At 71.6% G+C, this 14,253-nt stretch carries 12 protein-coding genes; 4 read left to right on the top strand and 8 right to left on the bottom strand.

The window, feature by feature from the left end; genetic code table 11:
• Positions 1-78 precede the first annotated feature (78 nt).
• Positions 79-1,206, top strand: a complete 1,128-nt coding sequence (locus ACZ6SQ_RS09865) for a sulfite oxidase (protein WP_469558694.1) — start codon at positions 79-81, stop codon at positions 1,204-1,206.
• A gap of 16 nt (positions 1,207-1,222) precedes the next feature.
• Here the strand turns inward: ACZ6SQ_RS09865 and ACZ6SQ_RS09870 are convergent, their stop codons facing one another.
• Complete coding sequence (locus ACZ6SQ_RS09870) at positions 1,223-1,675, bottom strand: iron chaperone (protein WP_469558696.1); 453 nt, start codon at positions 1,673-1,675, stop codon at positions 1,223-1,225.
• 122 nt (positions 1,676-1,797) lie between these two features.
• Here ACZ6SQ_RS09870 and ACZ6SQ_RS09875 point away from each other — a divergent pair, with 122 nt between their 5' ends.
• Together ACZ6SQ_RS09875 and ACZ6SQ_RS09880 are read left to right on the top strand one after the other, a co-directional pair.
• Positions 1,798-2,118: a hypothetical protein gene (locus ACZ6SQ_RS09875; protein WP_469558699.1), complete on the top strand. Its 321-nt coding sequence runs from the start codon at positions 1,798-1,800 to the stop codon at positions 2,116-2,118.
• A complete protein-coding gene (locus ACZ6SQ_RS09880) occupies positions 2,119-2,568 on the top strand; it encodes an alpha/beta hydrolase (RefSeq protein ID WP_469558702.1) in 450 nt (149 codons plus the stop codon).
• Between the two features lie 33 nt (positions 2,569-2,601).
• Here ACZ6SQ_RS09880 and ACZ6SQ_RS09885 read toward each other — a convergent pair whose 3' ends face one another.
• From ACZ6SQ_RS09885 to ACZ6SQ_RS09895, 3 genes are all read right to left on the bottom strand, one after another.
• Positions 2,602-3,978, bottom strand: coding sequence for a GH1 family beta-glucosidase (locus ACZ6SQ_RS09885; protein WP_469558756.1), 1,377 nt, complete (start codon positions 3,976-3,978; stop codon positions 2,602-2,604).
• A 151-nt stretch (positions 3,979-4,129) separates the two neighbouring features.
• A complete protein-coding gene (locus ACZ6SQ_RS09890; RefSeq protein ID WP_469558705.1) occupies positions 4,130-6,289 on the bottom strand; it encodes a discoidin domain-containing protein in 2,160 nt (719 codons plus the stop codon).
• A 129-nt stretch (positions 6,290-6,418) separates the two neighbouring features.
• On the bottom strand, positions 6,419-8,605 hold the full coding sequence (locus tag ACZ6SQ_RS09895) for a galactose-binding domain-containing protein (protein ID WP_469558708.1): 2,187 nt from the start codon (positions 8,603-8,605) through the stop codon (positions 6,419-6,421).
• Positions 8,606-8,840: 235 nt separating this feature from the next.
• On the opposite strand from ACZ6SQ_RS09895, the gene ACZ6SQ_RS09900 reads away from it, so the two are divergent.
• Positions 8,841-9,860, top strand: coding sequence for a LacI family DNA-binding transcriptional regulator (locus ACZ6SQ_RS09900; protein WP_469558710.1), 1,020 nt, complete (start codon positions 8,841-8,843; stop codon positions 9,858-9,860).
• A 40-nt stretch (positions 9,861-9,900) separates the two neighbouring features.
• Here ACZ6SQ_RS09900 and ACZ6SQ_RS09905 read toward each other — a convergent pair whose 3' ends face one another.
• The 4 genes from ACZ6SQ_RS09905 to ACZ6SQ_RS09920 form a co-directional block, all read right to left on the bottom strand.
• Positions 9,901-11,271, bottom strand: a complete 1,371-nt coding sequence (locus ACZ6SQ_RS09905; protein ID WP_469558713.1) for a GH1 family beta-glucosidase — start codon at positions 11,269-11,271, stop codon at positions 9,901-9,903.
• 187 nt (positions 11,272-11,458) lie between these two features.
• Positions 11,459-12,298, bottom strand: coding sequence for a carbohydrate ABC transporter permease (locus ACZ6SQ_RS09910; protein WP_386383956.1), 840 nt, complete (start codon positions 12,296-12,298; stop codon positions 11,459-11,461).
• Positions 12,299-12,329: 31 nt separating this feature from the next.
• Positions 12,330-13,328 (bottom strand): carbohydrate ABC transporter permease, encoded by a 999-nt coding sequence (locus ACZ6SQ_RS09915; protein WP_386383950.1) that lies wholly within the window; start codon positions 13,326-13,328, stop codon positions 12,330-12,332.
• 14 nt (positions 13,329-13,342) lie between these two features.
• A partial coding sequence (locus ACZ6SQ_RS09920) for an extracellular solute-binding protein (protein ID WP_469558717.1) occupies positions 13,343-14,253 on the bottom strand: 911 nt, incomplete at its 5' end.

Raw genomic sequence — 14,253 nt, forward strand, 5'->3', positions numbered from 1 at the left:
GCGCACCCCGCGTGACCGGACGGCCCGCGCCGGCCCGTGCGGTGGTGGACCCCGGCCGGGCGGGCGCAGACTTGACGCATGGGGCAGCGTCTCAGCGACGTCAGCGCTCCCGCGCGGACGGCCGGCCCGGAGGAAGGCATCAGCCGGGAGGAACTCGCCCTGGCCGCACGCAATCACGGACTGCCGCTCGAAGCCCTGCGCTACGACGTCACCCCACCGGGACTGCACTACGTCCTGACCCACTACGACATCCCGGCCGCGGACGACCGGACCTGGACCCTGACCGTCGACGGCCGGGTACGCCACCCCCTGACCCTCGATCTCGCCGAGCTGCGGGCCCGCCCGGCCGTCACCCGGCGCGTGACCCTGGAGTGCGCGGGCAACGGCCGCGCCCTGCTGTCTCCCCGGCCCGTGAGCCAGCCCTGGCTGACGGACGCCGTCGGCACGGCCGACTGGACCGGGGTTCCGCTGCGCGACCTGCTCACCGAGGCCGGTGTCGCCGAGGACGCCGTGGACGTGGTGTTCACCGGCGCGGACCACGGCGTCGAACGCGGTGTCGAGCAGGACTACCGGCGTGCGCTGCCCCTGGAGGTGGCCCTGGGCGAGGAGGACGACGTACTCGTCGCCCACAGCATGAACGGGGCTCCGCTGCCGCCCCAGCACGGCCACCCGCTGCGGCTGATCGTGCCGGGCTGGTACGGCATGGCCCATGTGAAGTGGCTGCGCGCCGTCACCGTCAGCGGTACCCCGTTCACCGGCTTCCAGCAGGCCGTGGCCTACCGGCTGCGGCGGGAGGCCGGGGACGAGGGCGAGGCCGTCACCCGGATCGCGCCGCGCGCCCTGCTGCTGCCGCCCGGGTTCCCCGACTTCATGTCACGGGCCCGGGTCGTCCGGCCGGGCCCCGTCGAGCTGGAGGGGCGCGCCTGGTCGGGGCGGGCGCCCGTCACCGCCGTGGAGGTGACCACGGACGACGGCGCCACCTGGCGGCCCGCCGAGCTGGAGCCCCCGCCCGCCGGCAGCGCGCACCGCTGGGCCTGGCGCCGGTGGCGGCTGAGCTGGACCGCCGAACCGGGGCGGCATCTGCTCGGCGCGCGGGCCACCGACGCACGCGGCAACCGGCAGCCCGACCGGCCTCCGTGGAACCGCGGCGGCTTCGCCAACAACGAGGTGCACCGGCACGTCGTCCACTGCCTCCCCGCCCCCTGACGCCGCCGTACGGCCGTCAGCCCACCGACCGCTTCACCAGCTCCGCGATCCGCCCGGCCACCTCGTCGGTCACGTCGGTCAGCGCGAAGGTGGTGGCCCACATGGAGCCGTCGTCCAGCTGCGCCGGGTCGTTGAACCCGAGCGTGGCGTAGCGGGCCTTGAACTTCGCGGCGCTCTGGAAGAAGCAGAGGACCTTGCCGTCCAGGGCGTAGGCGGGCATGCCGTACCAGAGCTTCGGCGCGAGCTGCGGGGCGTTCTCGGTGACCAGGGCGTGCACGCGCTCGGCCAGGACCCGGTCCTGGCCCTCCATCTCGGCGATCTTCGCCAGCACGTCCCGGGCCGCCTCGGCCTCCTTCTCCGCGCGGGAGCCGCGGCGCGCGGCCTTCTTCGCCTCCTGGGCGTGCTCCTTCATCGCGGCCCGCTCCTCGGCCGTGAACCCCTCGTACGTGCCCTTCTCGGCGGCGCTCATCGTGTCTCCCTCGTTGTGGTCCGTCCTTGGTGCTCACAGCCTCTCGCGTGCGGCGGGAGGCGGCATCCGTGGTCACCACGGAAAGCACCACCGAGTCCGCCGGGCCGCCCTACGCTGTGGCCATGACGATCATCGGACCGGCGGCGACGTGGACGCGACCCCTCCACGACAACTCGCGCCGCGATCTTCGCGAGCCGGGCCGTGCCCGTCCCGTCCGGCTGTATGTCTGGGAGCCGCCGCGTCCGGTCGCCGAGCCCGCGCCGCTGGTCCTCGTCTCGCACGCCACCGGTGGCTCCGGCGGGGCGATGGAATGGCTGGTCGGCCCGCTCGTCGAGGTGGGGTTCCGGGTGGCCGCCGTCGACCACCACGGCAACAACTTCGTCGACGGCTACGAGCCGGAGGGCTTCTGCTTCCTCTGGGAGCGGCCCCGTGACCTGTCCTAGGTGCTCGATGTGCTGGCCTCCGAGCGGCCGCTGGGACCGGTCGGCGCCACCGGGTTCTCGCCCGGCCTTCAGGAGGCCCTGCTGAGGACGGCGGCCGGGTGGTCGCCGGAGGAACTCGACACCCTCCTGGCCACTGCCGCGGCCGACCTGTCCGACCCGCGGGTGCGTGCCGTGTTCCAGGTCGCGCCCAGCAACGGGGGGATTCTGACGGCGGAGAGCCTGCGGGCGGTGCGTGTGCCGGTGGAGGTGCGCTGGGGCGGCGCCGACACGATCGCCCCGTACGAGCCCGACACCGGGCCGTACATGGAGCACATCCCCGGAGCCCGGGGCCGCTCGGTCGGGCCCGCCGTGCGCCACGACGACTTCATCGAGCCCGAACCCGCGGACCCGACCGCACGCGTGCGGGTGGGCGCGGACGCGGTCGGCTTCTTTCTGCGCGAGCTCCTCTGACGGCTTTCTGCGCGAGCTCCTGACGGCGCCCGGTCAGTCGGCGGCCCGCCGGGCGCGAGACCGCCGTGCCGTCTCGCCCAGCCATAGCCCGCTGCGCTTCGGGGTGCGCCGCTGTGTGGCGTAGTCGACGCGGACCAGGCCGAAGCGCTGGTCGTAGCCGTACGCCCACTCGAAGTTGTCGAGGAGGGACCAGGCGAAGTAGCCGCGTACGTCGGCGCCTCGGGCGTGGGCGCGGGCGACGGCGGCGAGGTGGGCGGACAGATAGGCCGTGCGGTCGGTGTCCTCGACGAACCCGTGCGCGTCGGGGCGGTCCTCGTACGCCGCCCCGTTCTCCGTGACGACCATGGGGACGCCGGGGTAGTCGCGGGAGACGCGCAGCAGCAGGGCCGTGAGGTCGTGCGGCATCACCTCCCAGCCGAGGCCGGTCAGGGGCAGACCGCCGTGGGGGAGGGCGCGGGTGACCGGGAGGCCTTCGGCGTCGGTGGTGGCGCCCTGCTCGTCGGTGCCGGAGAACCGCATCGAGCGGTAGTAGTTGACGCCCAGGGTGTCGACGGGAGTGGCGATGGTCTCCAGGTCGCCCTCACGGACGGGGATCTCGATGCCGCGCGCGGCCAGGTCGCCGATCAGGTCGGCCGGGTAGCCGCCGCGCAGGATCGGGTCCAGGTAGAAGCGGAACCCGAAGGCGTCGGCGCGGCGGGCGGCCGCCACGTCCGCCGGGTGCGCGGTGGCGGGGTCGCCGGTGCCCAGGAGGTGGGTGACGGCGAGGTCCAGCGGGCGCTTCGCGGCGGCGCGCAGCCTCTGTACCGCGAGCCCGTGACCGAGATGCAGGTGGTGGACCGCCCGCACCCCCTCGCCGAGGGAACGGCCGCCCGGGGCGTGCACGCCTTCGACATGGCCCAGCACGGCCGAGCAGAACGGCTCGTTGAGCGTCGTCCAGTGCTCGACCCGGTCGCCGAGGCGCTCGTGGACCAGCTCGGCGTAGTCGGCGAAGCGGAACGCGGTGTCCCGGGCCGGCCAGCCCCCGGCGTCCTGGAGCTCCTGCGGCAGGTCCCAGTGGTACAGGGTCAGCCACGGTGTCACCCCGTGCGCGAGGAGTTCGTCGACCAGACGGTCGTAGAAGCCCAGGCCCGCCGGGTTGGCGGGGCCCCGGCCGCCGGGCTGGACCCGGGGCCAGGACACGGAGAACCGGTAGGAGTCCAGGCCGAGACCGGCGAGCAGGGCCACGTCCTCGGGCATGCGGTGGTAGTGGTCGCAGGCGAGGTCGCCGGTGTCCCCGTTCGCGACGGCGCCCGGGACGCGGCAGAAGGTGTCCCAGATGGACGCCGTACGGCCGTCCTCGTCGGCCGCGCCCTCGATCTGGAAGGCGGAGGTCGCCGCGCCGAAGCGGAAGTCCGGGGGCAGGCGCGCGATCAGCGACTCCTCGTCGGCGCTGCCGGTGCCGCTGGACGGGGCGGTCGTGGTCAAGGACGGTCACACTCCTCGGGGCAAGGCGTCGGCCCGGACGCCGTCAGGGACGTCCGGGCCGACGCGGGGAAGGGTCGGGAGAGCCGGTGGGGCGGGATCAGCCGTAGACGCCGAACTCGTGGAGCGAGTAGCCCCAGCCGGTGCCGCGCGCAGTGAGCTGGAGCCGTACGTAGCGGGCCTGGGTCGCCGCGTCGACGGTGTCGATGTCACCGTTTCCGCCGGCGGTGCTGTGGATCGTGCGCCAGGTGCTGCCGTCGTCGGAGACCTGGACCTCGTAGGAGCGGGCGTACGCCGGGTCCCACACCAGCTGGATCGTGCGGAGGGACCGCACGGAGCCCAGGTCCGTCCGGATCCACTGCGGGTCGCTCCAGTCGCTGGCCCAGCGTGTGTTCTGGTTGCCGTCGGTGGCGTTGGTGGCGGGGCAGGGGCAGTCGCCGTAGGACTGCTGGAAGGAGGAGGCGGTGGTGGGCCGGTTGAGGGCGAGGTTGGTGCCGGTGACCGGCGGGGCCACGACCCGGACCGACTTGGTCTCGATGCCCGCGTTGCCGCGGCCGTCCTCGGCCTGGACGTAGACCTTCCAGACGCCCAGCTTGTCCGGCGCGGTGACGGCGAACGCGCCGCCGCCCAGGGCGCGGTGGGGTGCCTCGACGAGCCGTTTGTCGCCGTTGGCGTAGTTGCCGCTCAGGAAGATCTTCGTGGTGACGGCGTCGCCGTCGGGGTCGGCGATGCTCGCGCGGACGGTGAACTCGCCTCCCGCCGACGCCGATCCGGTCGGGGTGACGGTCATGTCGCTGATGACCGGAGGGGTGTTGTCGCCCGCGGTCGAGCCCGAGTACGCCTTCTTCACCGCGTAGTACGACAGTCGCTTGAGGCCGTCGGGCAGCAGGTTGAACCAGACGCCGCCGAAGTCGTGCTCGGTGCCGTAGTGGAACACGGTCGCGCCGAGGGCGACGCCCCGGTGGCCGGTGACACAGTTCCAGGCACGGGTGTAGCCCTCCGCCTTCTGCACGTCGGTGGGCTCCTCGGCCACGCCGTTGGCGTCCTTCGGTGTCTCCCACTCGCCGGCCGGGCCGGTCTCGGTGATGATGTACGGCTTGGTGTAGCCGCCGTCCACCCAGTCCTGGCGCACCCCGCAGATGTCGCCGTAGGCGTTCATCGAGTACAGGTCCAGGTCGGGCGCGTTGCGCTTGTAGTACGGCCAGGCGCCGGTCCAGGCGTCGGTGGAGGTCACCGGGTGGTCGGGGTCGATGGAGTGGATCTTCTTGGCGACGTCGTTGACGAAGGCCGTGTACGCGTTGCGCTGCGCCTCCAGCTCGGCGCCGCCGTAGCAGTTCTGGAGGCCGAGCACCGACTCGTTGCCGACGTTCCACATGAGGGTGGCCGGGTGCGACTTGTAGGTCTCGACCCACTTGGCGAACTCGGCGAGTGAGTTGTTCTTGTACGTCGTGTCCGTGACGTAGTCGACGCAGCCGCCGGAGCCCGGGCCGCCGCCCGGCTGGAGCCAGAAGCCGTTGATCACACGGATGCCGTGGGCGGCCGCGGAGTCCAGGAGCGGCTTGGTGCCGCCGTCGGTGCCCCAGGTGCGGATGGTGTTGACGCCCATGGACCGCACGTCGGGCATGTAGCGTCCGGCGTCCGCGATCGCGGGGCCCCAGGTGACGCCCTTGACGGTGTAGGGCTGACCGCCGACGGTCAGTTGCCAGGCGCCCTGGCCGCCGGTGACGCGCACGGCGCCGCCGGGAGCGGGGCCGCTGTCGCCGCCGTAGACCTGGAACTCCCAGAGGGAGTAGCCGTATCCGGTGGCGCGGGTGATGCCCTTGAGCCGCACGTAACGGCCGCTGCCGGAGACGGTGAGGTCGTCGGTGCCGCCGTCGCCTGCGGTCACGGAGCGGACCGTGCGCCAATCGGTGCCGTTGTCGGAGAGCTGGATGTCGTACGCCTTGCCGTACGCGGCCTCCCAGCGCAGCGAGACGCGGCTGACCTCGGAGGTGCGGCCCAGGTCGACCTGGAGCCACTGGTCGTCGCTCCAACCGCTGGCCCAGCGGGTGCCGGTGAGGTCGCCGTCGACGGCGGCGGAGGCGGTGAAGGCGCCCTCGGAGGAGGAGGCGGTGGCGGTGCGGTCCTGGGAGAGCAGGGTCTCGGCGGCGTCGGCCGGGGTGGCCGTGGCGGCGGTGAAGGACCCGGCGAGCAGGGCGCCCAGGGCGATGAGCGAGCCGGCCGTCCGGCGTCGCACGCCGAGGGGAGTGGTGGGGTTCATGACGGCTCCTGAGGGAGGGAAGCGCGTGGGGGTCTTCCCTCCCGGGCGGCGCAGCGGGGACTGGACCGCCGCCCGGGAAGGAGTCGGGGAGTCAGGTCACACCAGTGGGGTGTGTGACCTGGCGGACCGTCAGGGGAAGCTGACGACGGTCGACGGGACGGTCGCGGTGCCCTCGGTGGGGGCGCCGGTGTCGTTGATGACGTGGTTGAACTGGCCGTTGCCGCCCAGCGAGACGGTCAGCAGGCTGTGGAACTTCACGCCGGGCTTCACCGGTGCCTTGAAGCCGTGGTCCTGACGGATCGTCGGGTCGACGTTGTAGTAGCAGTAGCTGCCCAGGCCCCAGCCCTCGTGGGTGTTCACCGAGTCGTCGACCCGGTAGGCCGCGTAGCCCTTGGTGGCGCCGTTCTGGATGGCGGCCTGGTTCGGGGCGTCGTACGCCTTCTCGTTCTGGAAGAAGATCGTGCGGCCGCGCTCGCCGTACCACTCGACGTCGTACTTGTTGAAGTGCTCCACGAACAGCCCCGTGGCCAGCACGTCGTCACCGTTGACCCGGACGCCGTAGTCGGCGCGGTTGGTCTCCCAGCCGACGCCCTCGCCGTGGTCGGCACGCCAGACCCAGGTGTGGTCGATGATCGTGTCGTCGTTGTTGACCACCATGCTGGTGGTCGCCTTGCCCGCGCCCGCGCCGCCGATGCGGATGTAGACGTCCTGGACGGTGGTGGGGTTGGCGGTGTGGTCCGCGCTCGCGTTCTGCGGGCCGACCTCCAGCAGGGTGTCGGAGTTCACCGGTCCGGCGTCGATCAGGAAGCCGGCCAGCCGCACGCCGTCGACGTCGCCGACCCGCATCGCGGTCACGCCGTTGTCGGGGATGATCGTGGCGAGACCGAGGCCGAGCACGATCGTGTCGGCCCGGTTGATCTGGATCGTCTGGTCGACGTGGTAGACGCCGGGCGTGAACAGCAGGTGCAGGCCCTGGTTCACGGCCTGGTTGATGGTGGCCGCGGAGGTGCCGGGCTTGACCACGTAGAAGTTGCTCAGCGGGATGGACCGGCCCTGCGGGGTGCCCGACTCCCAGGTCGTGCCGCGGGCGTTGGTGCGCAGCGCGGGGGCGAAGACCTTGTACTCGGTGCCGTCGAGGTAGAGGAACGGCTTCTCACGCGAGACGGGGGTGTTGTTCAGCGTGGTGTAGCGCGGCTCGGGGAAGCCGGTCGCCGGGGCGCCGACGGTGCCCGAGAAGACCTGGTTCCAGACGGAGTTGGACCAGCCGCCGATGGAGCTGTCCCGGGTGTACCACTGCTGCTGCGAGTAGTTGCCGACCTGGCCGTCGATCTTGGAGTCGGCGATGTAGCCGCCGCTCGCCCAGCCGTAGCCGTCCGGGGCGAGGTTGAGGCCGCCCTTGACGTGCATCCGGCGGAACGAGGAGGCCTGGGAGACCGCCCAGCGGTCGGTGCCGTTGACCGGGTTGACCGCGAGGTTCTCCGCCGAACGCCAGAAGTTCTGCGTGGCGTTGCCGTTGAACCAGCCCGCGTCGACGGTGATGTCGCCGTTGATCAGGGTGTCGTCCGGCTTGAGGCCGAGACCGGCGATCTGGGTGTAGAAGCCGATCTGGGCGTTGAGGTTGTTGTAGGTGCCCGGCTTGAACAGGAAGGCGTGCCGGCCGTTGCCGAACTGGGCCGACTCCTGCTGCTGGAACACCGCGTCCAACTGGCCCTGGATGTTGGGCGTCGACGGGTCGATCACGTGGACATTGGGGCCGAGGTCGCCGCCGCCGGGCAGCTGCGGGACGGTGTCCCCGCCGCCGTAGACCTGGAACTCCCAGAGGGAGTAGCCGTATCCGGTGCCTCGGGTGATGCCCTGCAACCGGACGTAGCGGCCGGTCCCCGACACGGTGAGGTCGTCGGTGCCGCCGTCGCCTGCGGTCACGGAGCGGACCGTGCGCCAGTCGGTGCCGTTGTCGGAGAGCTGGATGTCATAGGCCTTGCCGTACGCCGCCTCCCAGGTGAGGACGATGCGGCTGACGGCGGCGCTCTGGCCGAGGTCGACCTGGAACCACTGGTTGTCGTTCCACTGGCTGGCCCACCGGGTGCCGGTGAGATTGCCGTCGACGGCGGCGGAGGCCGCGAAGGAGGTGCCCTCCGTGGAGGACGCGGTGGCGGTGCGGCCCTGGGAGAGCAGGGTCTCGGCGGCACCGGCCGGGGTGGTCGGACCGAGCGCGAGCAGGGTGCCGACCAGGGTCGAGACCAGAGCGCCTGCGGCGGCGCGTCTGGCTGCCGGGGTGGAGCGCCGGAAGACCGGCGGCGTCCCGACTGGAAGCATGGGGGGCTCCTCTTTTTACACAACGGAAACGGGGAGAGCGCTCTCCCGGAACCTTGCCCGCCCTGTCGGTGGCCGGTCAAGGTTCGTGCGGCACTTTTCTTTTGGCTTGCTTTAAGTCTTCAGGGATCTAGGGGGCGCCGTCCGGATCAGGCCATGGCGCCGACAAGATCCACATCGCGGCGCTCGGGCGGCATCCGCGCGTACCCGGACGGCGACAGGGCGTTAAAGTGCCTGGGTGGCGAAGAGGGGACCGACTCTGGAGGACGTCGCGCGCGAGGCCGGGGTGTCGCGGGCGACGGTGTCGCGCGTGGTCAACGGTGTGCGCAATGTGGACCCGGAGATCCAGGAAGCGGTGCGGCTGGCCATCGAGCGCACCGGGTACACACCCAATCAGGCGGCCCGGTCACTGGTGACGCGCCGTACGGGCGCGGTGGCCCTGGTGCTCTCCGCGACGGGCGACGCCTTCGCCGCGCGGGTCTTCGCCGACCCGTTCTTCGGGCGCGTGGTGGACGGCGCGCTCGGCTTCCTGCGCGAGCGGGGCGTCCAGCCCGTCCTGCTGGTGGCCGAGTCGGAGCAGGCCAGGAGACAGGCGGTGGAGTATCTGGGGCAGGGTGCCGCCGACGGAGCCATGGTGGTCTCGCTCGACGTCGACGACCCGATGCCGGGGATGCTGGTGGCCGCGGGCGTGCCGACCGTGCTGTTCGGCAGCCCTGCGGCGGGGCTGCGCACCGGCTACGTCGACCTGGACAACGCGGCGGGCGCCCGGCTCGCCGCCCGGCATCTGCTGGCCCGCGGCCGCCGTCGCCTCGCCACCATCGGCGCCCCCGACTCCGCGCCGGCCGCCCGGCAGCGCCTGGACGGCTTCCGGCAGGCCCTGGCCGCGGCCGGGGTGAGCGACGTACCCGTGGTCAAGGGGCTGTTCACGGTGGCGAGCGGGCGGCGCGCGATGGCCCGGCTGCTGCGCGAACACCCCGCACTGGACGGGGTGTTCGCGGCCAACGACCTGATGGCACAGGGCGCCTGCCAGTATCTGCGCGAGCAGGGCGTCGCGGTGCCCGGCGACGTGGCGGTGGTGGGCTTCGACGACTCCAGCGCCGCGACCGAGTGCCGCCCCGCCCTGACGACGGTCCGCCAGCCCGTGGAGGAGATGGCCGCGGCGATGGCCCGGCTGCTCGTGGAGCAGTTGCACGGCACCACCGAGGCGGGTGCCTCGGTGGTGTTCCAGCCGGAGCTGGTGGTGCGGGAGTCGGCCTGACCGGGGCGCCCCTGACCGTGTCGCGCCCCGGTCAGGGGTTTCAGGAGGCGGCGCCGCGGTGGGCCCGGACGATGTCCGCGTAGCGGCGGCCGCTGCTCTTGACGGTGCGCTTCTGCGTCGCGTAGTCGACGTGGACCAGGCCGAAGCGCTTGTCGTAGCCGTACGCCCACTCGAAGTTGTCCAGCAGGGACCAGGCGTAGTAGCCGGCGAGCGGGGCGCCCTTGCGGATCGCGCGGGCGCAGGCGCCCAGGTGCTCCTCCAGGTAGCGGGTGCGCCCGGGGTCGTGCACGCTGCCGTCGGCGGCGACGGTGTCGGGGTAGGCCGAGCCGTTCTCGGTGACGTAGAGGCGGCGCACCCCGTAGTCCTCGGTCAGGCGCATCAGCATGCCCTCCAGACCGGCGGCGTCCACCGGCCAGTCCATGCCGGAGCGCGGCACGCCGGGAACGCGCACCTCACGGGCGTACGGCACGGGGCCCTGCGGGTCGTCGGTGACCACGGACGGGAAGTAGTAGTTCAGACCGTGCCAGTCCGTGGGGGTGGCCATGATCTCCAGGTCGCCCGCGCGCTCGGGCAGCTCCACGCCGTACAGCTCGCGCATGTCGGCGGGGAAGCCGCGGCCGTAGACCGGGTCGAGCCACCAGCGGTTGGTGTGGCCGTCCAGCCGGACGGCGGCCGCCGCGTCCTCGGGGCTCGCGGAGGCCGGCTCGACCGTGGAGTGGTTGGTCACCAGACCGATCTGCGCGCCGGGCGCGGCGGCCCGGACCGCCTGCACGGCCAGGCCGTGGGCCAGCAGCAGATGGTAGGAGGCCCGCACGGCGGCCGTGAGGTCGGTCAGTCCGGGGGCCATCCGGCCCTCCAGGTGACCGATCCAGCCCGAGCACAGCGGCTCGTTCAGGGTGGCCCACTGGGTGACGCGGTCGCCGAGGCGCTCCGCGACGACGGAGGCGTACGCCGCGAGGTGCTCGGCGGTGTCGCGCTCGGGCCAGCCGCCGCGGTCCTGGAGCGCCTGGGGGAGGTCCCAGTGGTACAGCGTGACGGAGGGGGAGATACCCGCCTCGAGCAGGCCGTCCACCAGCCGGTCGTAGAAGTCCAGGCCCGCCGCGTTGACCGGGCCGTCACCGCCGGGCAGGACCCGGGGCCAGGCGATGGACATCCGGTAGGCGCCGGCGCCGAGCTCCTTCATCAGGGCGATGTCCTCGGGCCAGCGGTGGTAGTGGTCGCAGGCCACATCGCCGTGGTCGTCGTTGTCCACGCGGCCGGGCGTGTGCGAGTAGGTGTCCCAGATGGAAGGGGCACGGCCGTCCTCGGCCACCGCGCCCTCGATCTGGTAGGCGGAGGTCGCGGTGCCCCAGGTGAAGTCCGCCGGGAAAGCGGCCAGGTCGAGGTCGAACGGGGCTGCGGAATCGGACACGGAGAACCTCTCAGAAAGGCGAGCAGAAGCAGGGGAAAGGGGTGCGCCGCACCCGGCGGGAGCGCTCCCGCCGAGGGCCGGGCCGGCCGGCTGCCCGCGGCGCGGGGCAGGGGCGGTGCGGGCCCCGGCCCGGCCCCGCGGCGCCCGGCCGGGTCTCCGCACGGCAGGACCGGGCCGTGCGGCCGTGCTACTTCACGGCACCCGCGGTCAGACCGGTGACCAGGTAGCGCTGGAGCAGAAGGAACCCGGCGACCACGGGCAGGCTGACGACGAGCGAGGCGGCCATGATCTGGTTCCAGTACACGTCGTTGAGCGTCGAGTAGCCCTGGAGACCGACGGCGAGGGTGCGGGTGGTCTCGTTGGTCATCACCGAGGCGAACAGCACCTCGCCCCAGGCGGTCATGAACGCGTACACCGAGACCGCGATGATGCCGGGCACCGCCGCCGGGACGATCACCCGGAACAGCGCGCCGAGCGGGCCGCAGCCGTCGACCTTGGCGGCCTCGTCCAGATCGCGCGGGATCGAGTCGAAGTACCCGATCAGCATCCAGATCGAGAACGGCAGCGAGAAGGTCAGATAGGTCAGGATCAGCCCGCCCCGGGAGCCGAACAGCGCGATGCCGGTGGCGTTGCCGATGTTGACGTAGATGAGGAACAGCGGCAGCAGGAAGAGGATGCCGGGGAACATCTGCGTCGACAGCACGGTGACCGTGAAGACCTGCTTGCCGCGGAAGTTGTACCGGCTGACCGCGTACGCCGCGAAGATCGCGATGACGACCGAGCAGACCGTGGCCGCGACCGAGACGATCAGGGAGTTGACGAAGTAGTCCGCGAGCGGAACGGTCTCCCAGATGTCGAAGTACGGCCTGATGGTCAGCTCCGACGGGATCCACTGGAACTTCCCCGAGACGTCCCGCAGCGGCTTCAGCGAGCTGGAGATCATCACGTACACGGGCAGCAGGACGAACCCGGTGAGCAGGGTGAGGAAGATCCGCCGGCTCCACAGGAAGGACCGCGGGGCGGCCATCGGCGAGCGGACGGCCTTCTGCTGCGTGGTGTCAGACACCGGCCTTCCTTCCTCGGTTGGTGACGAGCAGATAGACACCGGTCACGACCAGCAGGAACAGCAGCAGCAGGACGGACATCGCCGAGCCCGTGCCGAAGTTCCAGGTCTGGAACGACGTCTGGTAGATGTGCACCGAGATCAGGTCGGCGGACTCGGGCGCCGCCTTGCCGAACAGCACGTACGGCGTGTTGAAGTCGTTGAACGTCCAGAGGAACAGCACCAGCACGAGCACCTGGTTGACCGGGCGCAGGGCCGGCAGGGTGATGTGGCGGATCTGCTTCCACATGCCCGCCCCGTCCAGGGACGCGGCCTCGTACATGTCCCGGGGGATGTTCTGGAGGCCGGCCATCAGGGTCAGGAAGGCGAACGGCCAGCCCTTCCACACGGAGACGGTCAGCAGCGCCCAGAACGCGTTGTCGCCGATCAGCCAGAACGAGGGCTCGTCGGTGAGGCCGAGCTGGTCGTGCAGGACGTGGTTCACCAGGCCGTTGTCGTGCTGGAACATGAACACCCAGGTGATGACGGCCGCGTAGACCGGCAGGGCGTACGGCACGAGGAACAGGGTGCGCAGCAGGCCGCGGCCGCGGAACTGCTCCTGGAGGAAGACCGCGGCGGCCATGCCGATCAGCCAGCACAGGCCCACGGAGCAGACGGTGAACAGGCACGTGGTCCAGAAGGACCGCAGCAGCGCCTCGCCGACGGGGGCGTCGAAGTCCACCGCCATCTTGAAGTTGTCGAGACCGGACCAGGGCGCGGCGGCCCAGTCGCGGATGTAGAACTGGGTGAGCTCCTTGAAGCTCATGACGATGCCCATCAGCATCGGCACGAGGTGCACGAGGAGTTCGAAGACGAGTGCGGGCAGGAGCAGCAGATAGGGCAGTCCGATGCGGCGCAGCCGCCCGGAGCGAGGGGCGTTCCCCTTCGCTCCGGGACGCTTCCGCGGCCGCACCGTCTTCGCCCCGTGCTCTCGGGGGGTGACGGTAGTGGTCATGGAGGGCTTCGCTCTCAGCTGTTCGGCATCTGCTGCTGGGCCTTGTCGAGTGCGGCCTTGACGGTGGCGTCGGTGGTCTTCTTGCCGGCGGCGGCGTCGGCGAAGAGTTCCTTGACGGCGGTGCCGACGGCGGTCTCGAACTGGGATTCGTCGGCGACCTGGGGGAGGGCGGCGGCGCTGGTGGCGAGGGTCTGCTTGAGGACGGCGTTGGCGGGGGTGTTGAAGGCGGGGTCCTCCTGGGCGGTGCGGACCGGGGGGATGCTGCTGTAGGCCTGGTTGAGGATCTTCTGTTCGGTGTCGCTGGTGAGGAATTTGACGAGCTGGGTGGCGCCGTCGGGGTTGTGGCTGTTCTTGAAGACGGCGAGGTTGATGCCGGCGACCATGGAGTTGGTCTGGGTGCCGGTGCCGGGGGTGCCGTTCTGGACGGGGACGGGGGCGATGCCGTAGGTGTCCTCGTTCATGCCCTGGGACTTGAGGTTGGCGGAGGCGGACTGCCACAGGAGGAAGGCGGTCCTGCCGGTGGCGAAGTCGGCGACGGACTGGTTCTGGGCGTATTCGGCGTTGCCGGCGGGGATGGCCTGGTGGGTGGCCATGAGGTCGACGTACTGCTTGACGGCGGTGACGATCTTGGGGTTGGTGAAGTCGGGCTTGCCGTCGGGGGTGAAGAAGTCGGCGCCGTGCTGTTTGGCGAAGGTGAAGACGTGGTGGACGTTCTCGGAGGGGTTGGCGCCTTCGGCGCCGAGGACCTGCTTGCCGTCGGCCTGGATCTTCTTTCCGGCGGCGGTGAGTTCGTCCCAGGTGGTGGGGGGCTCGGTGATGCCGGCGTCGGCGAGGATCTGCTTGTTGTAGTAGAGGGCGTAGGCCATGGAGTAGAGGGGGACGGCGGCGGGGTCCTGGCCGGGGGCGCCGGTGGAGGCGAGGGCGG

It is taken from the genome of Streptomyces sp. NPDC048600, assembly GCF_055587025.1.